At 72.9% G+C, this 26587-nt stretch carries 15 protein-coding genes; 10 read left to right on the forward strand and 5 right to left on the reverse strand.

Annotation, left to right across the window (positions count from 1 at the left end; genetic code table 11):
- Nucleotides 1-15: 15 nt before the first annotated feature.
- The gene (locus ACGFIM_RS04265) at nucleotides 16-162 is read right to left on the reverse strand and encodes a hypothetical protein (protein WP_393194349.1); all 147 of its coding nucleotides are present in this window, start codon (nucleotides 160-162) and stop codon (nucleotides 16-18) included.
- Between the two features lie 851 nt (nucleotides 163-1013).
- Between ACGFIM_RS04265 and ACGFIM_RS04270 the strand changes: the two genes are divergently transcribed.
- Nucleotides 1014-2888, forward strand: coding sequence for an alpha/beta hydrolase (locus ACGFIM_RS04270; RefSeq protein ID WP_393194352.1), 1875 nt, complete (start codon nucleotides 1014-1016; stop codon nucleotides 2886-2888).
- Nucleotides 2889-3422 (forward strand): hypothetical protein, encoded by a 534-nt coding sequence (locus ACGFIM_RS04275; RefSeq protein ID WP_393194355.1) that lies wholly within the window; start codon nucleotides 2889-2891, stop codon nucleotides 3420-3422.
- Nucleotides 3423-3462: 40 nt separating this feature from the next.
- On the opposite strand, the gene ACGFIM_RS04280 is transcribed toward ACGFIM_RS04275, so the two are convergent.
- On the reverse strand, nucleotides 3463-3684 hold the full coding sequence (locus ACGFIM_RS04280) for a hypothetical protein (RefSeq protein ID WP_393194358.1): 222 nt from the start codon (nucleotides 3682-3684) through the stop codon (nucleotides 3463-3465).
- 350 nt (nucleotides 3685-4034) lie between these two features.
- Between ACGFIM_RS04280 and ACGFIM_RS04285 the strand changes: the two genes are divergently transcribed.
- Nucleotides 4035-4487 carry an NUDIX domain-containing protein gene (locus ACGFIM_RS04285; protein ID WP_378788650.1) on the forward strand — a complete coding sequence of 151 codons (453 nt, stop codon included), beginning with the start codon at nucleotides 4035-4037 and terminating at the stop codon, nucleotides 4485-4487.
- A 25-nt stretch (nucleotides 4488-4512) separates the two neighbouring features.
- Here ACGFIM_RS04285 and ACGFIM_RS04290 read toward each other — a convergent pair whose 3' ends face one another.
- Together ACGFIM_RS04290 and ACGFIM_RS04295 are read right to left on the reverse strand one after the other, a co-directional pair.
- Nucleotides 4513-5094: a TetR/AcrR family transcriptional regulator gene (locus tag ACGFIM_RS04290; RefSeq protein WP_393194361.1), complete on the reverse strand. Its 582-nt coding sequence runs from the start codon at nucleotides 5092-5094 to the stop codon at nucleotides 4513-4515.
- Nucleotides 5095-5284: 190 nt separating this feature from the next.
- Entirely contained in the window at nucleotides 5285-6601 is a 1317-nt protein-coding gene (locus tag ACGFIM_RS04295) for a lysine N(6)-hydroxylase/L-ornithine N(5)-oxygenase family protein (RefSeq protein ID WP_393194364.1), read from the reverse strand.
- Between the two features lie 111 nt (nucleotides 6602-6712).
- Between ACGFIM_RS04295 and ACGFIM_RS04300 the strand changes: the two genes are divergently transcribed.
- The gene (locus tag ACGFIM_RS04300; protein WP_393194367.1) at nucleotides 6713-7675 is read left to right on the forward strand and encodes a methionyl-tRNA formyltransferase; all 963 of its coding nucleotides are present in this window, start codon (nucleotides 6713-6715) and stop codon (nucleotides 7673-7675) included.
- Between the two features lie 77 nt (nucleotides 7676-7752).
- Here ACGFIM_RS04300 and ACGFIM_RS04305 read toward each other — a convergent pair whose 3' ends face one another.
- Nucleotides 7753-8829, reverse strand: a complete 1077-nt coding sequence (locus tag ACGFIM_RS04305; RefSeq protein ID WP_393194370.1) for an alpha/beta hydrolase-fold protein — start codon at nucleotides 8827-8829, stop codon at nucleotides 7753-7755.
- A gap of 88 nt (nucleotides 8830-8917) precedes the next feature.
- Between ACGFIM_RS04305 and ACGFIM_RS04310 the strand changes: the two genes are divergently transcribed.
- The 6 genes from ACGFIM_RS04310 (at nucleotide 8918) to ACGFIM_RS04335 (ending at nucleotide 26586) form a co-directional block, all read left to right on the forward strand.
- Nucleotides 8918-9952, forward strand: coding sequence for a FecCD family ABC transporter permease (locus tag ACGFIM_RS04310; RefSeq protein WP_393194373.1), 1035 nt, complete (start codon nucleotides 8918-8920; stop codon nucleotides 9950-9952).
- On the forward strand, nucleotides 9949-11007 hold the full coding sequence (locus tag ACGFIM_RS04315) for a FecCD family ABC transporter permease (protein WP_393194376.1): 1059 nt from the start codon (nucleotides 9949-9951) through the stop codon (nucleotides 11005-11007). The genes ACGFIM_RS04310 and ACGFIM_RS04315 overlap by 4 nt, the downstream gene beginning before the upstream one ends.
- Nucleotides 11008-11101: 94 nt before the next feature.
- Complete coding sequence (locus ACGFIM_RS04320; protein WP_393194379.1) at nucleotides 11102-12154, forward strand: iron-siderophore ABC transporter substrate-binding protein; 1053 nt, start codon at nucleotides 11102-11104, stop codon at nucleotides 12152-12154.
- 37 nt (nucleotides 12155-12191) lie between these two features.
- Entirely contained in the window at nucleotides 12192-13976 is a 1785-nt protein-coding gene (locus tag ACGFIM_RS04325; protein ID WP_393194382.1) for an ABC transporter ATP-binding protein, read from the forward strand.
- A gap of 84 nt (nucleotides 13977-14060) precedes the next feature.
- A complete protein-coding gene (locus ACGFIM_RS04330; RefSeq protein ID WP_393194385.1) occupies nucleotides 14061-24890 on the forward strand; it encodes an amino acid adenylation domain-containing protein in 10830 nt (3609 codons plus the stop codon).
- Nucleotide 24891: 1 nt separating this feature from the next.
- On the forward strand, nucleotides 24892-26586 hold the full coding sequence (locus ACGFIM_RS04335; protein WP_393194388.1) for an ABC transporter ATP-binding protein: 1695 nt from the start codon (nucleotides 24892-24894) through the stop codon (nucleotides 26584-26586).
- The last annotated feature ends 1 nt before the right edge of the window (nucleotide 26587 follow it).

Consider the following 26587-nt stretch of genomic DNA (forward strand, 5'->3'; position numbering starts at 1 on the left):
GCCGCCGCCGCTCGATCAACCGGCGTGACACATCGCGTAGAGCCCCGACATGTCCGTATTGATATCCGCGATCACCTGATCGGGGTCGCCACCGGTCATGCCGGTCAGGCGGAAGTTGAGTTCCTGGAACTCAGCGGCCAGCCGCCTGATCTTCGCCGCCACAGGTTCCTCCGCGCGGAGACCCGCCCCCATCAGTTCCTGGTACGCCCGTTGAGCCGCGGCCGCCTGACCGCCGCGGCCGGTCCCGGCGTTCCTGTGATATCCGGCCAAGGCCGCCTCCGCCTGGTCGCAACCGTCGGGCCGGACGGATGCCGGCGTCGGCTCGGCACTTCGCACCTCGCGCGAACGAGGTGACGGCGTAGGTGCAGCAGGCTCGGGCGTCGGGTCATCAGTCGGCGGACCCTCCTGTGTTGGCGGTGGTCGAGGGACTTCTCCCGAAGGAGATGGAGCCGGGGTCGGGCTCTCGATCACGGTGACGCCCGGGGGCGGAGTCGGGGCGGAGGTCCCAGATGTCACCGACGGCCTCAGGTAGGCGACGAGCGCGACCAGAGCCGCAATCGAACCCGCGATCGCACTCACCGCCGTCCAATTGAAACGCGACCCCACTCCCCCGCCTCCCGTCCCCGCCGTCCCGCTGTCAGCCATGCGCTCATCGTGGCCGACGCACCGAACCCGGTCCAGGACGTCACCCACAGCCGTTCTTGATCTACAGGAGATGCCGACCAAGCGGCGACATTCGAATGCCTCAAATCTCGCGGAGGGTGACACCTCAATCCACGCCCTGGCGACCATATCTGCAGCCCGGGCAAAAGGAGCGACGCACGATGAACTGCGATGCGCCGCCGGGCGCCCATATCCGGATATATACGCATTTACAAGCGGCGAGGTCACCGTGGGAGTTCGGGCGCTGTGCGCGGTCCTGCTAAGGTCCGAAACCGCATCACGGGTGCTGCTCATAACAAGTACGCATGCCGTGCGGACGAATGTTGTCGAAGCGTGACATCTTAGGATTTGTGGCGGGCGAGACGACCGGTCTAGAAGAGGCCCTCAGTCGCGTGGTGCGGCTGGCGGGCGATCATATCGGCGCGCTGGACTCCACGTTGCGCCACATGGCGGCCCACGCCTGGGTCGGCGGCGGTGCGACCCCTTTCACCCAGGCCACCCAGGACCAGCGCACCCGGCTTCAGCGGGCCCTCGAAACCGCGGCAGCGCAGATCGTCGAGCGTATCCGGGCCCAGGGCGGAAACGCCACCGCTCCATCACTGGCGACCGCGCTTCCGGTCAGCACGTCGACACGCGGCGGCTTCTCGGGGATGGACGTGGGAGTCATGACCCGCATGGTGGCCGACCTGGAGCGCGCCGGACACGACCTGCCCGCCGCAGGAAGCCGGCTCTCCGCAGCGTTGGGCTCGGTGTGCGTCAGCCCCGTACCCGCCCAACAAGTCGCGGCTGTGGGCACCTGGGCAACAGGGCAGGCCGCCGACCTGCGCAGGCGGCTGACCGTGCTCCAGCAGCGCCCCGACGGTGCCATGGCGAACGCGGCCCTGCTCGGCTTCGGGCTGTTCGGCGGGTTCGCACCCGATCCGGACGGCGTCGGCGGCCTCCTCGCCGCCGCCGCGAACGGCGACACCGCGGCGCTGAAAAAGGTGGTGGAGGCACAGAACACCGGCAAGGACCCCACCCTCGCCGCCCGCGTCCACGCCTGGTGGCAGATGCTCGACCCGGCCGCTCGCCAACGCCTCATCGACGCCGAGCCCCGGCTGGTCGGCTCACTGAACGGCGTACCCGCCGCCACCCGCGACAGCGCGAACCGCGCCTATCTCGGCATGCGTAAGAGCGTGATCGACAAGCAGTTAGCGGAACTGCGCGAGATGACAGAGAACATGAAGGGAGGGGCATGGCAGTCTCGGCTGCTCTTCGACTTGGATGCGCTGGAGGAGGAGCTACGCAAGATCGCGGCCATCGAGAAAAGCCTGGCGTTGGGCGGAATCGAGGGTCGCCCGCCGGCCCTTCTGCTTCAGGTCGATGTGGCCGGGCTCGGTAAGGCGGCCATTTCGTTCGGCGACCCCGATAAGGCGGACTCAGTGGTCACCTCCGTACCGGGCACCGGCAGCACATTGGAGGGGATCGGCGGTGACGCAAAGCGCGCCGCAATGCTGTGGGACCAGTCCAGCAGCTCCTCTCCTGACACAAAAGTCGCTTCGATCGTCTGGCTTGGCTATAAGGCACCGCAACTTGACGCCAGCGTTCTCTGGGCCGACTCGTCAGTGGCATCGCCCAAGCTCGCCGAAGACGGAGCGGGTCCGCTGGCAGGTTTCCTCGACGGTTTGCACGCAACACACCAGCCGACCGGAACGCCTCGCTTCACCGTTCTGGGCCACAGCTATGGCAGCGTGGTGACCGGCATAGCCGCCCAATCGAGGAAAGGAACATTCGCCGACCAACTCATTCTGCTGGGAAGCCCTGGCACTATGGCGGCAAAGGCCAGCGATCTCGGGGTGAAGCATGTGTGGGTGGGCGAGTCGCCGCAAGACCCTATCGCCGATCTTGGCCATCTCGGGATGAGCGGCGTACGGCACCCGATCTCGGGCATCCTGCATCCCTGGCTGCCGAACGGCGAAGGCCCTTTCGGGACCGACCCCAGCAACATCGCCTTCGGCGCGAACCGCTTTGTCGTCGACCCTACGCCTGCCGGGTGGACCGGCTACAGCTTTGACGCTCACTCCAGCTACTGGATTCGGCGCTCGTCTTCCCTGAGAAACATGGGATTCATCATCACCGGCCGATACGATTCGGTGACGCTGCTGCCGACGCCGAAGCCGCCACCACCTTCGCCATCTCAGCCGATGCCTACTCCGCATTTCTCACCCACGCCGACGGGAGACTAGATGCTCCGGACCGTCTGGTTTATCGCCGCAGCAGTAATCCTGGTTGCCGGATGCGCGCCCGGCACAGGTCCGGGGGGAGCCATGAACCCGTCATCTAACAAGCCTACGATAACCAAGGCCCAGGCGCTCAGCCGCATTGATCAGCTCGTGAACGGAACGGTAAGCGTCATCCGTCCGAAGCCCCGGCTCGAGCTTTATAGGCCCAGCCTCATCGACGGCACCTGCTCTCCTCCAGGGAGCACTGACCTCCGCCACCCGGTAGAGGTCAGTCGCGAATACTACCTACGAGGACTACCTGAAACCGAGGATGCGCTTCGAAAGGTGGTAGCCGACGTCAAGGCCTACTGGCAGAAGGAAGGACATTACATCGCCGTCGAGCACGAAAATGGTCTACAGCTCTATGGGCACTCTCGACCCGACGACTTTCTCATGGCGATTGGGGTGGAGGCCGGCAACGTACTCACCCTCGGTGCCACCTCGACCTGCCTCTGGCCCAACGGCACCCCCGAGCCATCCCCGACAACCACACCCTGACGCATCCGCTCGATGGCCCCATCGAAGCTGAGCCCGTTCGTCAGGTAGTGCGATGAATGAGCCGCCTCGCCGCGTATCCGCAGCGCAGCGGGCCCGCCCGCCAGTCCTCATTCGCCTCGGCGACGCTTTTCCAGCGCAGCGCGAGTTCCGCGGGTTCCTCGTCGCCGTCCTCTTCCTCCGGGTCGCATGGGTCTATGACGGTGACGAGCCGGCCGTACTCGGTGTGGACGATCTGTGCATCCCCGTTCGCGTTCCGGAACACGCTCGTAGCCCGGCCGGCAACGACAGGCGGGAACTTTGGAACCCGTTCGGCTCCGGGCCGAGGGTCCCTGGGCCCCGGCTTTCCCGCGTAAGCGGCCCCGTGGTTTCAGGGCGCGCGGCGGAGGCCGCCGTGACCGTCTCGAAGATGGTGCGGTCAGCGATCGTGTCAGGCAGTCCGCCGATCCGGAGCAGCGCATCCTCGGCTTCCGGGCCGTCGCACCACGTCAGGTATGAGGGGTGGGGCATATCTGCTGGTCATCAGAGATCTCGGCCACTCCGCATCTTGGGATCGGCACGTGTGCGAACCCGGCATGGAGTGTTGCGTCAACAGCCCGCTGAACAGGTGCCCCGATGCCGGGCTTTGGTCGGGCTGACATACTGGCGGGCGTGTTCGATCGGGGTGTGATGCGGGTGGTGGCGGCGGCCGTCGTTGATCAGGGGCGGCTGCTCGTCGTCAGCAAGAAGGCCGCGCCGGGGACGTTCTACCTGCCCGGCGGGAAGCCGGAGGCCGGGGAGAGCCCGGAGGAGACCCTGGTGCGGGAGCTGAAGGAGGAGCTCGGCGTCGCGCCGCGCGATCCGGAGCTGTTCTGCGAGGTCGAGGACGTGGCCGCGCTCGAGGGTGTGCCGATGCGCATGACGGTGTTCACGGCCGCGCTCGCCGGACGCCCTGAGCCTGCCGCCGAGCTCGCCGCGCTGGGATGGACCGATGGGCGTGACGGCTATGAGGCTCGGCTGGCTCCGGCGGTTCGCCATCACGTGGTTCCGCGGCTGATCGAAGCCGGAGCCCTTCGCCCCGCCCCATGAGACCCCACTCCGGGCAGGCGGCCTCTCAGCCAGCCGGTGAGGTGAGGAGTTCGCGGGCCAAGGTTTCGGCCCACCATTGTTCGACGCGGTCCGGGAACCAGCCGCGTTCCACGGTGAGCGTGGTGTAGACGTCGATGTTGCACAGGGCCGCGTAGATGTCGGTGGCGATGCGGACGTCCAGGCCCGGGCGGAGAGTGCCGTCCGGCCAGGAGGAGAAGACCGTCAGGCGGGTCTCGTCGGCGCGGGCACGGCTGTCGCGGTAGAGAGCGGCGAGCTCGTGCTCGGTGCGGGCGGCTTCGCGCAGCGGCACGATGACGTCTCCGGCCTGCTCGAACAGCCGCCGGTCGAAGGCCGCCATCGCGGCGAGCTGGCGTCCGGGGGTCGCCTCCGGTGCCTCCAGCTCGGCGAGCTGGCGCGAGAGGCCGGCGGACAGGCCGGCGGCGTCCGCCAGCGCCCGGGTCAGCCCCGTCTTGTTGCCGTACACCGAGTAGACCGTCGGCACCGAGATCCCGGCCTCGCGTGCGACGTCGCGTACGGTCGTCGCACCCCAGCCGCGCGCGACGAAGAGGCGGCGCGCGGCGCGGGCTATCTCGGCGCGGGCCTCCATCGCCTGCGCCGTGCGGCGCAGCGAATCGTAGCGGCGGCGCGCCGGAGGCAGGGAGCGCCCGGCGAAAGCGCAGCAGAGGCGGGGAGCGCTGTGCGAACGCGCGGCGACGGGTGGAACCGGCGGCGATGGGACGGGCCGGCGGGGCGACCCGTCCCATCGACCAGGCACGGACGGTCGGCGCGACGGGCGGTCAGACCAGGGAGCGGATCGAGCCGGGAGCGCAGGAGGAAGGGGAGGTGGCGTGGAGGCGGTCGGCGAGGGAGTCGGCGATCTCGCCGACGCGGACAGCGGTGTTGGAGAGCAGGGTCGAGGTCAGGCCGTGGGTGTGCTCGCTGGCCCCCTGGACATAGATGCCGCAGCGCAGCTCGGGTGAGGTGGCGATGCGGTAGTCGCGGCCGAGGCGGACGCCGCCGCCGGGGAGGCGTTCGCACAGGCGGCCGGTCTCGCCGAGGAGGGTGAGCGGGTCGGTGGGGCGGTAGCCGGTGGCGTAGATGAGGACGTCGGCGTCCAGCGGGGTGCGCTCGCCGGTGGGCAGGAACTCGACGGTGACGCGCAGGCCGGTGTCGCCGTGCGAGACGTCGGTGAGGCGGGAGGCGTTGAAGATGCGCAGGCGTTCCTTGCCCTGCACCTTCTCCTGGTAGTGGCGGCGGTAGAGCTCGTCGATCAGCTCCAGGTCCACGACGGAGTAGTTGGTGGCGGCGTGGTACGCCCGCAGCCGCTCCTTCACGTCGTCGGGGGCGGCGTAGAAGTGGTCGACGGCGGCGGTGTCGAAGATGCGGTTGGCGAAAGAGCTGTCGTCGGCGGGGGTGTAGCCGTACTTGGCGAAGACGGCGCAGACCTCGGCGGCGGGGAACGCGGCGTGCAGGTGGCCGGCCACCTCGGCGGCGCTCTGCCCGGCGCCGACGATCACGAACCTGCGGGGGCCGCGCAGCGCGGGCAGCTTGTCGAGGAGCTCTTCGCTGTGCCAGATGCGCTCGCCGGTCGTGACGCCGTCGGGCAGGACGGGTTCGAGCCCGGCGGCGAGGACGAGGTTGCGGGCGCGGCGGGTGACGAGGGTGCCGTCGCCCCGGCGGGCCACCACGTCGAGGAATTCGATGGAGCCGTCCACGTGCACCGGGGAGACACCGAGCACTTCGGAGGAGTACGACACCTGGCCGGTGAACCGCGCGGCCGCCCATTCGAGGTAGTCGTGGAACTCCAGCCGCGACGGGAACATCGTCTTGTGGTTGATGAAGTCGAGCAGCCGCCCCTTTTCCCGCAGGTAGCACAGGAAGCTGAACTCGCTGGCCGGGTTCCGCATCGTGACCAGGTCCTTCAGGAACGACACCTGCATCGTGGTGCCTTCGATGAGCATGCCGCGGTGCCAGCCGAAGGCGGGCTGTTTCTCCAGGAAGACCGCGTCGACTCCGTCACCGTGACGCTCTTTCAGCGCGATGGCCAGGGCCAGATTGGAGGGCCCGAAGCCGATGCCGATGAGGTCATGGACGTGCTGCTCCGAGGAGGACATGGAGGCCTTTCTGACGACCGGACCGGGGATGGAGACGAGGCCCAAATTAGGTTAGCCTTGCCTAATTAAGGTCACCCTAACCGAAGCGGTTCCTCTCGACAAGGAGACACCATGCGGGTCGTGATGTTCGGCTACCAGACCTGGGGGCATCGCACGCTCCAGGCGCTCTTGGACTCCGAGCACGAGGTCGTGCTCGTGGTCACACACCCCAGGAGCGAGCACGCGTACGAGAGGATCTGGAACGACTCGGTGGCCGAGCTGGCCGAGGCCCACGGTGTGCCGGTGCTGCTGCGCAACCGGCCGGACGACGAGGAACTGATGTCCCGGCTCAAGGAGGCCGACCCCGACCTCATCGTCGCCAACAACTGGCGCACCTGGATCCCGCCGGAGATCTTCAACCTGCCCCGTCACGGCACGCTCAACGTGCACGACTCGCTGCTGCCGAAATACGCCGGCTTCTCCCCGCTGATCTGGGCGCTGATCAACGGCGAGAAGGAGGTGGGGGTGACCGCCCACATGATGAACGAGGAGCTGGACGCCGGTGACATCGTGGTGCAGCGCGCGGTGCCGGTGGGCCCGAAGGACACGGCCACGGACCTGTTCCACCGCACCGTGGACCTGATCGGCCCGATCGTCACCGAGGCGCTCGACCTCATCGGCTCCGGAACGGCCGTCTTCACCCCGCAGGACCGCTCGCAGGCGAGTTTCTTCCACAAGCGCTCGATCGAGGACGGCAACATCGACTGGACCTGGCCCGCCGAGGACATCGAGCGGCTGGTCCGCGCCCAGTCCGACCCGTATCCCAACGCCTTCACCTACTACAAGGGCGAGCGGATCAGGGTGACCAAGGCGTCGGTGTCGCGCGGCCGCTACGGCGGCACGCCGGGGCGGATCTTCATCCGCGAGGGTGACGGCGTGGTCATCGTGGCGGGCGCGGAAGCGCGCAAGGGGCGCTCTCACGGGCTGGTGATCGAGCAGGTACGTACGGAGGACGGCGCGGAGCTGCCCGCCACCGAACTCTTCCGCAGCATGGGCGGCTACCTCACCCGGCGGCCCTGGACCCACTGGCCCTGAGCGCGGCCATGAGCACGGCCATGAGCACGGCCATGAGCACGGCCATGAGCGCGGCCCCGAGTACGGCGCTGCGAGCCTCACCCGAGCGCCCAGGCGACGCCCCGCAGCAGGGCGCCGCGCCAGCCCGCCCGGTCGTGCCCCGAGGGCGAGCGGGACACGCGTACCGTGGCTCCGGCCTGCTCGGTGAGGCGTTCGACGCGTTCGCAGTGCGGGAGCATGCGGTGCTCGTGCTCCCCCACGTCGAAGGCGACGCGCAGGCCGGACAGGCGGGGGCGGTCGCGCTCCAGGCGGGCGGCGATGGCGCCGCCCGCAGGGCCGCCGAGCGGGTCGGGCCGGGATCCGGCGCCGGGCGACCACCAGAAGGAGCCCGACTGGCAGGCCACGCCGGACAGCAGGCCGGGGAACTCCAGCGCCGCGTACAGGGCGCTGAGCCCGCCGAGGCTCTGCCCGGCGGCCACGATCCGGCCGGGGTCGGCGGGCACGCCGCTGCCGGCGATCAGCGGCAGCAGCTCGTCGCGGACGGCCCGCCACAGCTCGGGGCGGCAGGCGTACTCGTGCTCGCGGTCGCGCGCGGGCAGGAAGACGAGCGTGACGGGCGGCAGCGCGCCGGCGGCCACGGCCGCGTCGAAGGCGGTCATGGCGGGATGCAGGTAGAGCCAGTCGTCGCCGTCGAGCAGCAGCACGAGGGGCCCGCCGTCGCCCGCCGGGTGCACGCGCACGGTGCGCCGCCCGCCGAGCGGGCCGGTCCAGCGCAGGCGGGTGTCCGGGAGCGGCAGCACGTCGTCGGGGCCGATGGCGGGCCAGTACGGCTGCTCGGGCACGTCGGGCGTGGCCGCGATGGACCGTTCGCCGCCCGCGCCTGCGGGGTTGAGCGGGTCGGCGTGCGCGCCGTCGCCGGCGACGATCTGGTACGTCACCCGCAGCCGCGCGGGCATGGCGACCTCGGCGTACCAGCAGTCGCTCTCGCCCCAGCGGGCCAGCGGCAGCGGGCCGGGCAGGCTCTCGAAGGAGAGGGTGGCCGGGCCGCCGCGCCACAGGAAGAGCGTGCTCCAGCCGCCGCCGTCCGGCGCGCTGACGGGCGAGCGCGCCGCCCGCCAGAACTCCTCGCTGCCGGGTTCGCCGGTGAGCCCGTACCTGGCGAAGGTCTCCCCCATGCGCCGCGTCCCTTCCCCTCGACCGCGAACTAAGGATAGCTTTACCTAAGTCCGATCTTCCCAGCGTGAAGGAACTGCCGACGTCGCCATGAGCACGACTGTGGTGAACCGTGCCCGCCGGCGGCGGGTTCTCGGCGCGGGCGCGCTCGCGCTCGTCCTGGCGGCCGTGGCGGGCGCGTCGCTGGCCGTCGGAGCGCGCGCGCTGAGTCCCGGCGAGGTGTGGCAGGGCCTGTTCGGAGCGGCGGGCGGAGATCAGCGGCTCACCGAGATCGCGCTCATCGTGCAGACGGTACGGGTGCCGCGCACCGTGCTCGCGATCGCCGCCGGCGTCGCGCTGGGCGTGGGCGGGGCGCTGATCCAGGGCTACACCCGCAACCCGATCGCCGACACCGGCCTGCTCGGCGTGAACGCCGGCGCCTCGTTCGCGGTGGTCACCGTGAGCATCCTGTTCGGGCTGGCGAACCCGTACCAGTACGTGTGGTTCGCGTTCCTGGGCGCGGCGGCGGCGGGCGCGGTGGTGTTCGGGCTGGCCGGCATCGGCCAGGGCGCGGGCAGCCCGCTGACGCTGGCGCTGGCCGGGCAGGGCACCGCGGTGTTCCTCGCGGCGATGACGACGGCGATCGCGCTGACCGACCAGACCTCGCTGAACGCGCTGCGGTTCTGGAATGCGGGCGGCGTGGCCGGCGTGGGCTTCGACGTGATCTGGCCGGTCGTCGTGTTCATCGCGGCGGGGCTGGTGCTCGCGGCGACCACGCTGCCCGCCATCAACCTGCTCAACCTGGGCGACGACGTGGCCCGCGCGATGGGCGTGAACATCGCGCGCAACAGGACGGTCGGCGTGGTCGCCATCACCGTGCTGGCCGGGGCGGCGACGGCGGCCTGCGGGCCGATCGCGTTCCTGGGACTCATGGTGGCCCATATCGCCCGGTACGTGACCGGGCCCGACTACCGCTGGCTGGTGCCGTTCGCCGGGCTGCTCGGCGCGGTCGTCCTGCTGGCCTGCGACATCCTGGGGCGCGTGGTGACGCGGCCGGGCGAGCTGCCGGCGGGTGTCGTCGTCGCCCTGGCCGGTGCCCCCTTCTTCGCGGCGCTCGTGTGGCGCGGAAAGTTCAGGAGAACGTGACGGCCCTGATGCGAGGCGTCCGGGTCGGCCGCGCGTCGTTCGTGTGGCGGCCGTGGATGGTGTGCGTGACGCTGCTGCTCGCGGTGGCGGCGTTCCTGGTGTTCTGCCTGTCGATCGCGCTCGGCGACTTCCCCATCGCGCTGCCGCAGGTGGTCGCCACGCTGTTCGGGCAGGGCGAGCGGGTGGACGAGTTCGTGGTCCTGGAGCTGCGGACGCCGCGCGCGCTGGCCGGGCTCGTGGTCGGGGTGGCGCTGGGCGTGTCGGGGGCGATCACGCAGTCCGTCGCGCGCAACCCGCTGGCCAGCCCCGACGTGCTGGGCATCACGGGCGGGGCGAGCATGGTCGCGGTGTTCCTGGTGACGGTGACGGGCGGGGCCGCTTCGGCGATCACCGGCACGGTCGGCCTGCCCGCGGCGGCGCTGACCGGCGGCCTGGGCACCGGCCTGCTGGTGTATCTGCTGGCCTGGCGGCGCGGCATCGACGGCTTGCGGCTGATCCTCATCGGCATCTCGGTGAGCGCCGTGGCGGAGGCGATCACGGTGTGGCTGCTCGCCACGGCCGACATCCGCGACGTGGCGAGGGCGCAGGCGTGGCTGGTCGGGTCGCTGGACTCGCGCACCTGGGAGGAGGTGCGGCCGGCGCTGTGGTGCGGGCTGGCGCTGCTGGCCGTGGTGGCGTACGTGGCCTTCCACCTCAAACCGCTGCACTTCGGCGATGAGGTGGCGACCGGGCTGGGCGTGCGGTCCTCGATGGTGCGCGGCGTGCTGCTGCTGTGCGCGGTGCTGCTCGCCGGGGTGGCGGTGAGCGCGGCGGGGCCGGTGCCGTTCGTGGCGCTGGTGGCCCCGCAGGTGGCGATGCGGCTCACCCGGTACGCGACGCCGCCGCTGGTGGCCTCAGGGCTGACGGGCGCGCTGCTGCTGATCGGCGCGGACCTGGTGGCGCGGACGGCGCTGCCGGTGTCGCTGCCCGTCGGCGTGGTGACGGCGGCGATCGGCGGCCCGTTCCTCGTGTACGTCCTGGTGCGCGCCAACCTCAGGAGCGCCGGAGGTCGCTAGCAAGTTAGGTTAGCCTTGCCTAACTAGATCGTGTTACGGTGTGCCTGCCCCACGTCGGTGGTGCGCTGAAGCACGACAGCAAAGGGACCCCCGGATGCTCTCCTCTCGATCCACAGTTGCGAAGACCCTGCGGCGGCTCACGGTGCTGCTGTCGGCCGCGGCCCTGCTCGCGGGGTGCGGTTCCGGAGCCGCCGAGCAGCCGGGCGCGGCCACCGGCGCGAGCGCGGCCGCCGGCTCGGGCGGCGCGTTCCCCGTCACGGTGGAGCACGCGTTCGGCACCACGGAGATCACCAAGGCCCCCGAGCGGGTCGTCTCCGTGGGCTACACCGACGACCAGGCCCTCCTGGCGTTCGGCATCAAGCCGGTCGGCATGGTGGACCAGTACCCGAACCCGCCGGGCAAGACGCCCGACATCAACACCCAGTGGCCCTGGGTGAAGGACAGGTGGGGCGGCACCCTGCCCGAGGTCATCATGACCAACGGCGACTCCGGCCCCAACTACGAGAAGATCGCCGCGCTGCGGCCGGATCTGATCGTCGCGGTCTACTCGGAGATCGACCGGACCGCCTACGACCGGCTGTCCAAGATCGCGCCGGTGGTCGCCCGCACGAAGACCGAGAAGGAGCCGTTCAGCGCCCCCTGGCAGGACAACGCGCTGCACATCGCCAAGGCGCTCGGCAAGGCCGAGGAGGGCGCCAAGATGGTCGCGGAGATCGACGCCAAGCTCGAGGCGGCGCGGAAGGCGCACCCCGAGTGGGCCGGGAAGACCGCGGTGGCGCTGTCCTGGTACAAGAACTCGGTGGCGCCGTTCACCACCACCGACGTGCGCGGCCGGCTGGTGACCGGCATCGGCTTCAAGGGGCGGCCGGAGATCGACGAGATCGCGGGCGGCGGCTTCTACACGGTGCTCTCCCCCGAGCGCATCGACCTGGTGGACGTCGACCACATCTTCGTCATCGCCGACCAGGCCGACCAGGACGCGCTGAAGAAGTTCGAGCTGTTCGCCAACCTGCCCGCGGTCAAGAACGGCGACGTCTCATGGCTGCTCGACAGCGAGGGCCCGGCGATCGGCGCGGCCATGTCGCAGAGCACGCTGCTGTCGCTGCCGTACGCGATCGACGAGCTGGTCAAGTCGGTGGAGCCGTGAGGAGGACGCATATCCCCGCTGCCCCGGCGGTCCTGGTGTGAGCACCGAGACCGGGACCGCCCCCGCCATCCTGCGCACGGCGAGCGCGCGCGAGGCCGCCCGGTGGGTCGCGGCGCACTGCCGCGACACGCCGTGGCTGACCGCCGCGACCGTCGTGACCACGGTGGCGGGGGCGGCGCTGCAGGTGCTGCCGGTGTTCCTGCTCGGCCAGGTGGTGGACGGCGTCATCGCGGGAAGGCCGCACGACCTGCTGGTCACGATCGGGGTGCTGCTCGCGGCCGCCCTGCTGCTCGGCACGGTGGCCGCAGCGGCGTCGTCGTACCTGATCGGACGGCTCGGCGCGGACCTGCTCGCGCGGCTGCGCGAGGGGGCGGTGCGGGCGGTGCTCGGCCTGCCGAGCGCCAGGATCGAGCAGGTCGGGCACGGCGATGTGCTGTCGCGGGTGGGCGACGACGTGGCGGTGGTGTCCAAGGGCATCCGCACGGCGGTCCCCACGCTGTTCTCCGCGGCGGTGCTGGTCGTCATCGCCACGGCGGGCATGTTCGGCCTGGACTGGCGGCTGGGGCTGGCGGGTGCCGGGGCGCTGCCCGCGTACGCGCTGGCGCTGCGCTGGTACCTGCCCCGCTCGGCGCCGCTCTACCGCCGCCAGCGCGAGGCGCAGGCCGATCGGGCGCAGGCGCTCATCAGCGGGCTGAACGGCATCGACACCGTGCGGGCCCACCGGCTCGAAGCGCTGTTCCGCGAGCGGGTGGCCCGCGAGTCGTGGCGGGTGCGCGACCTCGGCATCGAGGTGTTCCGGCTCTTCGGCCGGTTCGTGGGCCGGGAGAACCGCGCCGAGTTCATCGGGCTCACGCTGATCATCGTCGCCGGGTACGTGCTGCTGGAGACCGGCCAGGTCACGCTGGGCGAGGCCGCGGTGGCGCCGCTGCTGTTCCACCGGCTGTTCAACCCGCTCGGCTCGATCCTGTTCACCTTCGACGAGGCGCAGAAGTCGGGTGCGAGCCTGGCCCGGCTGGTCGGGGTGCTGAGCGAGGCCACCCAGGAACGCCTGGCGGGCGCCCCGGACATCGCTCCGGCGGGCCCCGGCCCGTACGCGGTGACGGTGGAGGGGCTGACGTACGCCTATCCCGGTTCCGACCGGCCGGTGCTGCGCGATGTGAACCTGACGATCCCGGCCGGGCGCTCGCTCGCGCTGGTCGGGGCCACGGGCGCGGGCAAGACGACGCTGGCGGCGCTCATCGCCGGCATCGGCACCCCGCAGTCCGGGTCGGTGCGCATCGGCTCGACCGCGATCACCGAGCTGGACGAGGCGGACGCGCGGGCGCTGGTGAGCATCCTCACGCAGGAGACGCACGTGTTCTCCGGCACGCTCGCCGAGGACCTGCGGCTGGCCGCGCCGGAGGCGAGCGACGCCGAGCTGATGGACGCGCTGCGCACGGTCGGCGCGGAGCCGTGGGTGTCGGCGCTGCCCGACGGGCTGGACACCCTGGTCGGCGAGGGCGGCGAGCGGCTGGACGGCACCAAGGCGGCGCAGCTCGCGCTGGCCAGGCTGGTGCTGGGGCGGGCGCCGGTGGTGGTGCTGGACGAGTCGACCGCGGAGGCGGGCAGCCAGGGCGCCGCCGAGTTGGAGCGCGCGGTGCTCGCCGCGTGCCGGGGGCGTACGGCGCTGTTCGTCGCGCACCGGCTGACGCAGGCGATGACCGCCGACCGCATCGCGGTGCTGGACGGCGGCCAGGTGGTCGAGGAGGGCACCCACGAGGAGCTGGTGGCCGCGGACGGCCGGTACGCGCGGCTCTGGCGGGCCTGGCGCGAGTCTGGCTAGGTGGTCTTTGTTAGGTTAGGCTAACCTTACTTGCGAGCGTCTGAAGGGGCGGCTGAGGTCTTCATGCTTCGACCAAGCACTCGTGTGGTCTCCCTCTCTCCCGAACGGCTGGCCGGCCTGCGCCGCCGGGCCGGCGACCATCCCGACGGGGTCCTGCTGGAGGCGTGTGCGATCGGGCTGGCGTACTGGGCCGACGGGCCGGACGGCGTCGGCGACCTCGCGCTCTCCCCCGGCACGCCGTTCGCCGACGTGCTGGCCTGGGCGGCGGAGGGCGGGCGCGCGCCGGACCGCTGGCGGACGGACGGCCTCGCCATCGCCGTCCCCGAGGGCGTCGATCTCGCCGACGCCCAGCTCGCGCTCGACGACCTCGCCGACTTCCCCGACCGGCCCGTCGGGACCATCGCCCCGTCGAGCATCGAGATCCGCCTCGCCCAGCTCGCCCGGTGGAACGACACCCGCGCCGACCGGGTCAGGCCGACGCTCGTGGAGCTGTTCCACGAGCAGGTACGCACCCGTCCCGACGCCGTCGCCATCGTGGACGAGCGCCGCACGCTCACCTACCGCGAGACCGCCGAGCTGGCCCACCAGCTCGCCCACCACCTCATCGAGCGCGGGCTGGCCGCCGAACAGACCGTCGGCATCTCGCTCGAACGCTCGGCCGAGATGGTGATCGGGCTGCTGGCGGTGCTCATGGCGGGCGGCGCGTTCGTGCCGCTCGACCCGCACTGGCCGGCCGAGCGCCGCGCCCAGGTCATCGCCGACGCCGGGCTCGTCGCGCAGCTCGACCGCACCGGCGAGCACGACCCCGCCGAGCCGGACGCGGTGGCCGTGGACCTCGACGCCTGGGGGTACGGCTGCTACCCGGTCACCGAGACCGGGGTGACCATGCCGGGGCCCGCGCTGGCCTACGTGATCTTCACCTCCGGCTCCACCGGCCGGCCCAAGGGCGCGATGATCCGGCACGAGGCGATCAGCGAGCGGCTGCTGTGGCAGTCGCAGGAGATCCTCGGCTTCGGCCCCGACGACGTCTCGCTGTTCAAGGCGCCGCTGTCCTTCGACATCTCGATCAACGAGATCTTCCTGCCGCTGATCCGCGGCGGGCGGCTCGTGGTCCTGCGTCCGGGCGGCGAGCGCGACCCGCACCACCTGCTGAGCGTGATCGCCGAGCAGCGGGTGACGTTCACGTACCTCGTGTCGTCGATGCTGGACGTGCTGCTGGAGATGGCCGGCGACTCGGACCGCCTGGACAGCCTGCGGCACGTGTGGTGCGGCGGCGAGGTGCTCACCCCCGAGCTGTACGAGCGCTTCCGCACCCGCCTCGGCATCCCCCTCTACCACGGTTACGGCCCGGCGGAGGCGACGATCGGCGTCTCCCACGTCATCTACCGGGGCGCGGCCGAGCGCCTGTCCACCTCGATCGGCAGGGCCAACCCCAACACCTGCCTGTACGTGCTGGACGACGAGCTGCGCCCGGTGCCCGTCGGCGTGGGCGGCGAGCTGTACGCCGGCGGCTTCCTGCTGGGCCGCGGCTACGTCAACGCGCCCGGCCTGACCGCCTCCCGGTTCGTGGCCGACCCGTTCGCCTCCGACGGCTCCCGCCTGTACCGGACCGGCGACCTCGCCAGGTTCGCCCCCGACGGGTCGCTGGACTTCCTCGGCCGCGCCGACAACCAGGTGAAGATCCGCGGCATGCGGCTCGAGCTGGAGGACGCCGAGATCGCACTCGCCGAGCATCCGGGGGTGCGGCACGCGTGCGTGGCCGCCAGGAAGCACGCCTCCGGCGGCACCTACCTGGTCGGGTACGTGATCCCGGCGGCCGGCCACGAGGACCTGCGGCCGGAGGACGTCCTGGAGTGGGCCGCCCGGCACATGGTCGAGTACATGGTGCCCGCGCACGTCGTCGTCATGGACGCCTTCCCGCTCACCCCCAACGGCAAGCTGGACCGGCGCGCGCTGCCCGAGCCCGGGCCGCGGGCCGAGCGGGTCGTCGCGCCCGCCACCGAGGAGGAGCGCGCGGTGTGCGCGGCGGTCGCGTCCGTGCTCGGCCTGGAGGACGGCAGTGCGGTCGGTGTGGACTGCGACTTCTTCCGGCTCGGCGGCGACAGCATCCTCGCGATCTCGCTGATCGGCGCACTGCGCGAGCGGGGCCTGCACGTCACGGCGGCGCAGGTCTTCGCCTCCCCCACGCTGGGCGCGCTCGCGGCGGCGGCCCGGCCTGCGGGCGACGCCGCCACCGACCACTCCGACGTGGCCACCGGGCGGATCACCGGGTCGCCGATCGTGCGGTGGCTCGGCGAGACGACGGACGCGATCGACGGGTTCGCCCAGTCGGTGGTGCTCAACACGCCGGACGGGCTCACGGGCGAGGCGCTCGGCGCGATGCTCGCCGCCTTGCTCGACCGGCACCCCATGCTGCGGGCGCGGCTGGTGCGCGGCGCGCACTGGGGCTTCGACGTCCCCGCCGCCGGCGCACACAGCGCGATCTGGGAGGAGAGCGACCGGAGCCTCGCGGAGTGCGTGGACCGGGCCGTGGCGGCGCTGGACCCGGATCGGGGCGTGATGCTGCGCGCCGTGTGGCAGCGGGCGGAGCGCCGGCTCGTGCTGGCCGCGCACCACGTGGTGATCGACGGCGTGTCGTGGCGCATCCTCATGGAGGATCTGGCCACCGCCTGGCGGCAGCTCTGCTCCGGAGAGCCCATCGCGCTGCCGCCCGCGGGCACGTCGTTCCGGCGCTGGACGCAGCTGCTGGAGTCGGCGGACTTCGAGGCCGATCGCGCGTACTTCGCCCGCCCGCTCCCCGGCGACGACCTGCCGCTGGGCAGCCGGCCGCCGGCGGCGTCGGACACCGTGGCCCGCGAGCGCACGCACGTCGTCAGGGTCGGCCCGGAGGCGACCGCGGCGCTGCTGGGCGAGCTGCCCGCCAGGTTCCACGCGAAGGTCAACGACGTGCTGCTGACCGCGCTGGCCGTCGCGCTCGCCCGCCGCCGCCGCGACCTGGGGCAGGACCAGACGTTCGCACACGTCGAGCTGGAGGGGCACGGCCGCGAGGGACGGTTCGTCGCCGCGTCGGCCGGGTTCGAGCCCGAGCTGTCGCGCACGGTGGGCTGGTTCACCACGCTGTTCCCGGTGACCGTGGACCCGGGCGCGGCGGACGACGTCACCGACCCGGCGTACCTGGCGGCGGCGCTGAAGCGGGTCAAGGAGGACCTGGCCGGGGTGCCGGGCAACGGCCTCGCCTACGGCGTGCTGCGCCACCTGCGCGGCGTCGCGTTCGGCGCGCCCGCGCCGCAAGTGCTCTTCAACTACCTCGGCAGGTACGAGGCGGGCAGCCGGGCGGACTGGGGACTCGCGGTCGCGACGGGGCGGCTCGGCGAGCGGCGCGACCCGAGGATGCGGCTGCCGCGTCCCCTGGAGTTCAACGCCATCGCCGAACCGGGCCCGTCGGGCGCGTACGAGCTGATCACCACGATCTCCTGGCCCGAGGGCGTGTTCACCGACGCGGACATCGAGGCGCTGGCCGGCTACTTCCGCCAGGCGCTCGAGTCGCTGGCGGCGCTCGACGGCGGCGGCCACTCCCCCAGCGACTTCGCGCCGCTCGTCCTCACCCAGGCCGACGTGGACGCCCTCGACGGCCCCGCGCTGCGCGACATCCTGCCGCTCACCCCGCTGCAGGAGGGCCTGTACTTCCACTCGGTCTTCGACGACGAGCCCGCGGGCGGCTACGTCGAGCAGCAGATCATCACCCTGGACGGCCCGGTGGACGCGGGCCGGCTCGCCGCTGCGGCGACCAGGCTGCTCGCGCTCTACCCGAACCTGGCGGCGCGGTTCGTGCCGCTCGCCGACGGCCGCGTGGTCTCGGTGCTGGAGGACGGCGTGCGCGCGCCGTTCACCACGCTGGACCGGCCCGGCATCACGGACGAGGAGCTGCGGGAGCTCGCCGAGCGGGACCGGCGGGCCGGGTTCGACCTCGCCGCCGGGCCGCTCATGCGGTACACGCTCATCCGCCGGGCCCCCGACCGGCACGTCCTGGTGCAGACCGTGCACCACATCGTGGCCGACGGCTGGTCGGTACCGGTGATGCTGCGCGCGCTGCTGGACGAGTACCACCGGCCCGGCAGCGGGTACCCGAACCACGGCTTCGCCGCGTACGTCCGGGAGCAGGCCGGGCGGGACGGCGCAGAGAGCGAGCGGGTCTGGCGCGAGCAGCTGAGCGGGCTCACGGGACCCTCGCTGGTGGCCGAGGGCCACACCCCGTCGGACCGGTACGCCGACGTCACCGAGATCCCGGACGCCGACGCCGACGAGGCGGCCAGGGCGGCGGGGGTGCCGCTGAGCGTGGCCGTGCACAGCGCGTGGGCCGCCACGCTGGGCGGCATCCTGCAGCGCACGGACGTGGTGTTCGGCTCCACGGTGTCCGGGCGGGAGGCCGACGTCCCTGGCATCCAGGACATGGTGGGGCTGCTGATCAACACGATCCCCGTACGCGTCCGGTGGGACGCCGCCACCACGGCGGGCGAGCTGCTGGAGTCCGTGCGCGCGCACCAGAGCGCGGTGCGCGACCACCAGCACGTCTCGCTCACCGCGATCGGGCGTCAGGCCGGCAGCGGGCCGCTGTTCGACACGCTGGTGGTGTTCGACGTCGCCACCGACGTGGCGAGCCTGCGCAGGCCCGGCGACGAGCTCGTCGTCACCGGCGTCCTGAACGAGGGCGCGCCGCACTACCCGCTGACCCTGGTCGTGGGGCGGGAGCCCGGCGGCGGGCCGCGGTTCACCCTCATCTACGACGGCGCGCTGCTGCGGGAGCGGGCCGCGCGGCACATCCTGGGCACGTTCACCCGCACGCTCGTCCGGCTGCTCACCCGTCCTGACGGCCCCGTCATCGAGCCCGCGCGGGCTCTGCCCTCCCACGGCACGCTCGGTGAGCTGTTCGACGCCGCCGCCACGCGGTATCCCGACGCTGTGGCCGTCACGCAGTGCGCGCTGGACGGCGGCACCCGGTCGATGACGTACCGGGAGGTGCGGGAGGCCAAGGAGCAGCTGGCGTCGGCGCTGCGCGCCGCCGGGGTGGGGCCCGGCGACCGGGTGGCGGTCGCGATGCCGCGCTCGCTCGAACAGGTCGTCGCGATCATCGCGGTGGTCACGGCGGGCGGCGCGTACGTGCCGCTGGACCCGGCGTACCCGGACGAGCGGCTGGCGTACCTGCTGGCCGACTCCGCGCCCACGGTCGTGCTGGCCGCCGGTGAGCTGCGCGACCGCATGGCGCGGCTGGCCGGCGGGCGGGTGCCCGTGCTCGTCCAGGGCGACGACCTGCCGCTCGACCCCACCAGGCCGCGGGTCGCCGCGCACGACCCCGCGTACGTGATCTACACATCCGGCTCCACCGGCCGGCCCAAGGGCGTGGTGGTGCCGCACTCCGCCGTGCTGTCGCTGCTCGCCGGCACGTGGCCGGACATGCGGTTCGGGCCCGGCGACGTGTGGGTGCAGTTCCATTCGGCGTCGTTCGACTTCGCGGTGTGGGAGCTGTGGGGCGCGCTGGCCTACGGCGGCGAGCTGCTGGTGCCGGAGTACGCGCTGACCCGCTCCCCCACCGACTTCCACCGCCTGGTGCGCGAGCGCGGGGTGACCGTGCTCAACCAGACGCCGTCCGCCTTCTACCGGCTCGCCGAGGCCGACCGGCACGCCGATCGGCGCCTCGAGTCGCTGCGGCTGGTCGTCTTCGGCGGCGAGGCGCTGGACCTCGGGCGGCTGCGCGGCTGGGTCGAGCGGTACGGCACGCGCACGCCCGAGCTGGTCAACATGTACGGCATCACCGAGACCACCGTGCACGTCACCCACCGGGTGCTGACCGCCGACGACTTCGCGCGCTCCGACGTGTCGCCGATCGGGCGGGCGATCCCCGGCCTGGTGACGTACGTGCTGGACGAGCGGCTGCGGCCGGTGCCGCCCGGCCGGGTGGGCGCGGTCTACGTGGCGGGTGCGCAGCTCGCGCTCGGCTACCTGGGGCGGCGCGGGCTGACCGCCTCGCGGTTCGTGGCCGATCCCTTCGCCGGTGACGGGTCCAGGATGTACCACACCGGCGACCTGGCGCGGCGGACGCTGGACGGTGAGCTGGAGTTCGCCGGGCGGGCCGACGACCAGGTGCAGCTCAAGGGGTTCAGGATCGAGCTCGGCGAGGTCGAGTCGGCGATCCGGGACCTGGACGGGGTCGTGGACGTGGCCGTCACCGTCGCTCCGTCCGGCGACCACCTCGTGGCGCACGTGGTCGGCCGGGTGCCGGACGACTGGGCCGGCCTGCTGGGGGCGCGGCTGCCCGCGTACATGGTGCCGGGGCTGATGCTGCCGATCGGCGCGCTGCCGCTGACCGTCAACGGCAAGCTGGACCGCGCCGCCCTGGCCTCCTCGCCCGCGACGCGCGCCCGGTCCGTGGTGGACGCGCTGGTCGGGGTGTTCGCCGAGACGCTGCCCGGCGTCGAGGTGGACGCGGAGACCGACTTCTTCCGCGCCGGGGGCGACAGCATCGTGGCCATCGCCCTGGTCAACCGGGCACGGGCGCGCGGGCTGCCGGTCACGCCGCGCGAGGTGTTCCTGTTCAAGACGCCCCGCGCGCTCGCCGAGCACCTGGACGTATCCCCCAAGCCGGCACCGGCGCCCGCCGCCCGTGGGGACGGGCCGTTCGCGCCGACCCCGATCATGCTACGGCAGCGCGAGCTGGGCGGCTCCCTGGCCGGGTTCGCGCAGGCGAGGACGCTCCGGGCACCGGATGAAGCCGGGTTCGCGGACGTCGAGCGGGCCGCGAACGCGGTCGTCGCCGCCCATCCGGCGCTCCGGCTGCGGCTGCGGATCGAGCACGGCGTGTGGACGGTGCGCACCGAGCCGCCGCGGCCCGTCACCGTCGTCCGGGCCAGCGGCGCCGACGCGAAGGCGGCGGCGGACGAGGCGGCCGGGCGGCTGGATCCCGAGTCCGGGGAGACGGTCGCGTTCACCTGGCTGGAGGCGAGCAGGACGCTGGTGATCACCGCGCATCACCTCGCCGTGGACGCGGTCTCCTGGCTGATCCTGCTCGACGACCTGTCAGCCGCGCTCAAGGGCGCCGCCCCGCCGCCGGAGACGACGCCGTACGCCGACTACGCCGACGCGCTGGCCGCCACCGCCGCACACGACACCGGCACCCTCGGCCGCTGGCTCACCGCCCTGGCCGCGCCCCCGCTGCTGCCCGGCCCGCCCCAAGGGCGGCGGACGGTGACGGTGGAGGTCGCACCGGAGGTGAGCGCGGTCGTGACGCGGGACGCGGCCGCCGCGCTCGGCGCCGGCGTCACCGAGCTGCTGTGCGGGGCGCTGCGGGCCGCGCTGACCCGCGTCCAGGACGTACCGGATGATCTGGCGATCGACCTCGAACGGCACGGCCGGGTCCCGGTGCTGCCGCACCACGACTACACGCGCACGGTCGGCTGGTTCACCTCGATCGCGCCCGTCCGGCTGGCCCCGCACACCGACCCGGTGGCGGCGGCGCGCGAGCTGGCCGCACGGCAGCCGGACGAGCGCGCGCACCTCGCGTACGGGCGGCTCCGCTACCTCAACCCGCAGACGGCCCCGCTGCTGACCGGGCGGCCGCAGGTGCTCTTCAACTACCTCGGCCAGGGCAGCGAGGCGCAGGCGGTGCGGGTCGCCGATGGCGGGGCCTGCCATTACGCGGTCGAGGCGGACGCCTGGCTCGACGCGGGCACCGGGGCGCTGCGCGCCACGTTCGCGCTGGCCGAGGGCGTGCCGGACGAGCTGGCCGAGCACTGGCGGGACGCGGTCGCCGAGATCGCGCGGGCCGCGGCGGCGGCCGAGCGGACCGCCCCGGTGACCCCGCTGCAGCAGGGCCTGTTCTACCAGGCGCAGCTCTCCGGGCCCTCCGGGCACTACGTGGCGCAGAGCTGCTTCACCTTCGACCGCCGCCTGGACGCCGGCGCGCTGGCGGAGGCGATGGCGTACGTGATCGCCCGGCATCCCGGCATCGGAGCCGGGTTCACCACCGGCGCGGACGGCGCCCCCGTCCAGGTGCTCGCAGCAGGCCGCCGGGTCGAGGTGCGCACCGTGGAGGCGGCCTCGGACGCCGAGGTCGAGGAGCTGCGCGCCCGCGACCGGGCGACCGGCTTCGACCTGGAGCGTCCGCCGCTGATCAGGATGACCGTGCTGCACCGCCCGAGCGGCGGCGACGTGCTGCTGCTCAGCTACCACCTGCTGCTGTGGGACGGCTGGTCGCGCGAGATCGTGCTGCGCGAGCTGTTCGCCGCCTACGAGGCCCTGCTCGCCGGCCGGCCGCTCGACCCGGCTCCTGCGACGCCGTGCTTCGAGGAGTACGCCCGCGCGCTCGCCGCCCGCGACCCGGCACCGGCCAGGCGCTTCTGGGCCGGCCATCTCGCGGGTCTTTCCGGGCCGACGCTGCTCGCGGGGCCCGCGCCGAAGCTGCGCGACGAGCCGCCGCAGGCGATCGTGCGGACACTGCCGGCCGAGCGGTCGGAGCGGCTGCGGGCGGCGGCCAAGCGGCACGGCGTCACCCTCAACACGGTGCTGACCGGCGCGTTCGGCCTGCTGCTCGGCGCGCACACCGGCCGCTGCGACGCGGTCTTCGGCGTCACCGTCTCCGGCCGCGACGGGCAGGACCTTCCCGGCCTGGACGGCATGGTGGGCGTGCTGCTCAACACCGTCCCGATGTGGACGCGGCCCCGCCCGGCGGAGACCGTGGGCGACTATCTGGCGCAGGTGCAGGCGGACCGGGTCGCGGCGATGGAGCACGAGCACCTGGGGCTCGGCGACATCCAGCGCGGCACCGGCCACGACACGCTGTTCGACAACCTCTTCGTGCTGCAGAACTTCCTCGACCTCGACGCGCTGGAGGAGATCAACGCCCGGCACGGCATCGTCGAGGTGCGCGCGGACGACTCCACGCACTACCCGTTCACGTGGGTCGTCACGCCCGGCGAGCGGCTGGCGGTGAAGCTGGAGTACCGCGACGGCGACACCGCGCGCGCCGAACGCCTCCTGGACGACTACCTGCTCCTGCTCGACGAGCTGGCCCGCGCGGACGGCCCGGTCGCCGCCCTGCCGGGCCTCGGCCCGATGCCGGTGCCGGGCCCGCGTACGGACACCGGCATCGAGACGGTGGTGGACCTGTTCGACCGGGCGGCCGAGCGCGCCCCGCACCGGACGGCGCTCGTCGCGGGCGGCGCGTCGATGACGTTCGAGCAGCTCAAGGAGCGCAGCAGAGCGGTGGCAGGGGTGCTCGCCCAGCGCGGCGTCGGCCCCGAGCGGAGCGTCGCGCTGGCCGTCCCCCGCTCGCTCGACGCGATCGTGGCGCTGTTCGCCGTGCTGCGGACCGGGGCCGCGTACGTGCCGCTCGAGCTGGACCACCCGGACGAGCGGATCGCCGCGATCGTCGCCGACGCCCGCCCCGACGTCGTCCTCACGGTGAGCGGGGTCGCGCACCGGCTCCGCGACGTCCCCGCGGAGCTGATCGAGCTGGACCGGCCGCTGCCGGAGGCGGAGCCGTGCGTGACGTTCGCGCCCGGCGACCCCGACCGGCTGCGGCACCCCGCGTACGTCATCTACACCTCCGGCTCGACCGGACGGCCGAAGGGCGTGGTGACGGAGTACGCGGGACTGACGAACATGCTGCGCAACCACCGGCGCCGCATCTTCGAGCCGGTGCTCGCCGAGCACGGGCACCGGGTGTTCAAGATCGCGCACACGGTGTCGTTCGCGTTCGACATGTCGTGGGAGGAGCTGCTGTGGCTCGCCGACGGCCACGAGGTGCACATCTGCGACGAGGAGCTGCGCAGGGACGCGCCCCGGCTGGTCGCGTACTGCCTGGAGCACGGCATCGACGTCATCAACGTCACCCCCACCTACGCCCAGCGGCTGCTGGCCGAGGGGCTGCTCGACGACCCGGTGCGGCGGCCCGCGCTGGTGCTGCTCGGCGGCGAGGCGGTGACGCCCGGCCTGTGGTCGCGGCTCGCGGAGACCGAGGGCACGTGCGGCTACAACCTGTACGGGCCCACCGAGTACACGATCAACACGCTCGGCGTGGGCACGTTCGAGTGCGCCGACCCGGTGGTGGGCGTGCCGATCGACAACACCGACGTGTACGTGCTCGACCCGTGGCTGCGCCCGGTGCCCGACGGGGTGCCCGGCGAGCTGTACGTCTCGGGCGTCGGCATCGCGCGCGGCTACCTCGGGCAGAGCGGGCAGACCGCGCACCGGTTCGTGGCCTGCCCGTTCGGCGAGCCGGGCGAGCGGATGTACCGCACCGGCGACCTCGTGCTGCGGCGGCCCGACGGCAACCTCGCCTACCTGGGCCGTACCGACCGGCAGGTCAAGATCCGCGGACACCGGGTGGAGCCGGGCGAGGTGGAGGCGGCGTTCGCGGCGCACCCGGCGGTGCGGTTCGCCGCCGCGGTGGCGCAGCCCGACCCGGGGGCGGACGGGGCGTACCGGCTGGCCGCCTACCTCGTGCTGGACGGCGCGGACCTCGCCGCCGTGGCCGCCGAGGTGTGCGCCGCGCTGCCCGGCCACCTGCGGCCCACCCACTACGCCCAGGTGCCGGCGATCCCGCTGACCGTGAACGGCAAGGCCGACACCAGGGCGCTGCCCGAGGCCAAGCCGCTCGGCGCGCTGACCTCGTCGGGCGGGCGCGGGCCGGAGACCGAGACCGAGGAGGTGGTGTGCGCGCTCTTCGCCGAGACGCTCGATCTGGACGACGGGGAGGTGAGCGCGGTGAGCGACTTCCTGGCCATGGGCGGGCACTCCATGCTCGCACTGCGGCTGGCCGGTCTGCTGCGCCGCGAGTTCGGCCCGGTCGTCACCGTACGCGACCTGTTCACCCTGCGAACCCCGGAAGCGCTGGCCCGCCACATCGATGAGCACTCCTGACATGACCGACGAGACTCCCGTGCGCACCGGCTCCGACGTGCTGCGCGCCGCGCTGCGCCGCAACGCCGGCGCGATGGCGGCGGGCACCCTTCTCCTGGGGACGTACCAGGCGGCCGAGACCGCCTTCCCGATCGCGCTCGGCGTCATCGTCGAGCACACGCTGCAGGAGCGCAGCCCGGGCGCGCTGGCCCTGTCGATCGCCGCGCTCGCCGTGATCGTGACGACGGTGTCGCTGTCGTGGCGGTTCGGGATGCGCATCCTGCAGAAGGCCAACACGACCGAGGCGCACCGCTGGCGGGTCAGGGTCGCCTCCTGCGCGCTGCAGCCGGTGGCCAGGGACACCGGGCTCAAGTCCGGCGAGGTGCTGACCATCGCCACCGAGGACGCCGACCAGACCGCCGACATCATCGAGGTGGTGCCGCTGCTGATCAGCTCGCTGGTCGCGGTCGTGGTAGCGGCGGTGGCGCTGGGCATGGCGAGCCCGCCGCTCGGCCTGCTGGTGATCGCCGGCACGGTGGCCATCCTGGCGGCGCTGAGCGTGCTGTCGCGGCGCATCGGCGCCGGCACCCGCGAGCAGCAGGCGAGGGTGGCCCGGGCGGGCGCGAAGGTCGCCGACCTGATCAGCGGCCTGCGCCCGCTGCACGGCTTCGGCGGCGGGCACGCGGCGTTCCTGTCGTACCGGAAGGTCAGCGCGCACGCCCGCGACCAGGCGGTCACCGTCGCCAGGGCCGGGGGCGCGTACGCGGGGACCGCGCTCGCGCTCAACACGCTGCTCGCCGCCGCCGTGACGCTGACGGCGGGCCGGCTGGCGCTGTCGGGGGAGATCTCCATCGGAGAGCTGGTCATGGCGGTGGGGCTGGCGCAGTTCGTCATGGAGCCGCTCAAGCTGTTCTCCGAGATGCCCAAGTACGTGACGGTCGCGCGGGCGTCGGCCGACCGGCTGGCGCTGGTGATGGCCGCGCCGCCGGTGGCGGCGCCCGGCTCCGGGCATCCGCCGTCTGACGGCGACCTGGAGGTGGACGGCCTGCGCTACGGGGCGCTCGAAGGGCTGACGTTCCGCGTGCCCGCCGGTTCCTTCGTGGCGATCGCCGCCTACGACCAGCGCGCGGCGGCCGACCTCGTCGCCGTCCTCGCGGCGCGCGTGCCGCCCGGCGCGTACGAGGGCGCGGTGCGGATCGGCGGCCGGGACATCCGGGAACTGTCGATCACCGGGCTGCGCGAGCACCTGCTGGTGAACCCGTACGACGCGGAGATCTTCGCCGGCACACTGCGCAGCAACATCGACCCGTCGGGCGCCGGCCGCGACGTCGCGGCCGCGGTGGAGGCGTCCATGCTGACCGACGTCGTCGCCCTGCACGCCGAAGGGCTCGACCATCCCGTACGCGACCGCGGCGCGAACCTGTCCGGCGGGCAGCGCCAGCGCCTGTCGCTGGCCCGCGCGCTCGCCACCGACCCCGCCGTCCTCGTGCTGCACGACCCGACCACGGCCGTGGACGCGGTCACCGAGCAGCTCATCGCCCGCAACCTGGCCGCGCTGCGGCGCGGCCGTACCACGGTCGTGATCACCGGCAGCCCGGCGCTGCTGGACGCGGCCGACCGCGTCCTCGTCCTGGACGGCGGCGCCGTCGCCGCCGAGGGCGCGCACCGTGACCTGCTGACCCGCGACGACACCTACCGCCTGGCCGTCGCCAGGTGAC

Origin of the sequence: Nonomuraea sp. NPDC049309 (assembly GCF_043196965.1) — a bacterium.
Taxonomy (GTDB): domain Bacteria; phylum Actinomycetota; class Actinomycetes; order Streptosporangiales; family Streptosporangiaceae; genus Nonomuraea; species Nonomuraea fastidiosa.

What these genes read in the sequence shown, in the direction of transcription:
- ACGFIM_RS04275 (WP_393194355.1), top strand. Translation starts at nt 2,889, where the DNA reads ATGCTCCGGACCGTCTGGTTTATCGCCGCAGCAGTAATCCTGGTTGCC.
- ACGFIM_RS04295 (WP_393194364.1), bottom strand. Translation starts at nt 6,601, where the DNA reads ATGTCCTCCTCGGAGCAGCACGTCCATGACCTCATCGGCATCGGCTTC.
- ACGFIM_RS04290 (WP_393194361.1), bottom strand. Translation starts at nt 5,094, where the DNA reads ATGGAGGCCCGCGCCGAGATAGCCCGCGCCGCGCGCCGCCTCTTCGTC.
- ACGFIM_RS04335 (WP_393194388.1), top strand. Translation starts at nt 24,892, where the DNA reads ATGACCGACGAGACTCCCGTGCGCACCGGCTCCGACGTGCTGCGCGCC.
- ACGFIM_RS04305 (WP_393194370.1), bottom strand. Translation starts at nt 8,829, where the DNA reads ATGGGGGAGACCTTCGCCAGGTACGGGCTCACCGGCGAACCCGGCAGC.
- ACGFIM_RS04300 (WP_393194367.1), top strand. Translation starts at nt 6,713, where the DNA reads ATGCGGGTCGTGATGTTCGGCTACCAGACCTGGGGGCATCGCACGCTC.
- ACGFIM_RS04310 (WP_393194373.1), top strand. Translation starts at nt 8,918, where the DNA reads ATGAGCACGACTGTGGTGAACCGTGCCCGCCGGCGGCGGGTTCTCGGC.
- ACGFIM_RS04320 (WP_393194379.1), top strand. Translation starts at nt 11,102, where the DNA reads ATGCTCTCCTCTCGATCCACAGTTGCGAAGACCCTGCGGCGGCTCACG.
- ACGFIM_RS04285 (WP_378788650.1), top strand. Translation starts at nt 4,035, where the DNA reads ATGCCGGGCTTTGGTCGGGCTGACATACTGGCGGGCGTGTTCGATCGG.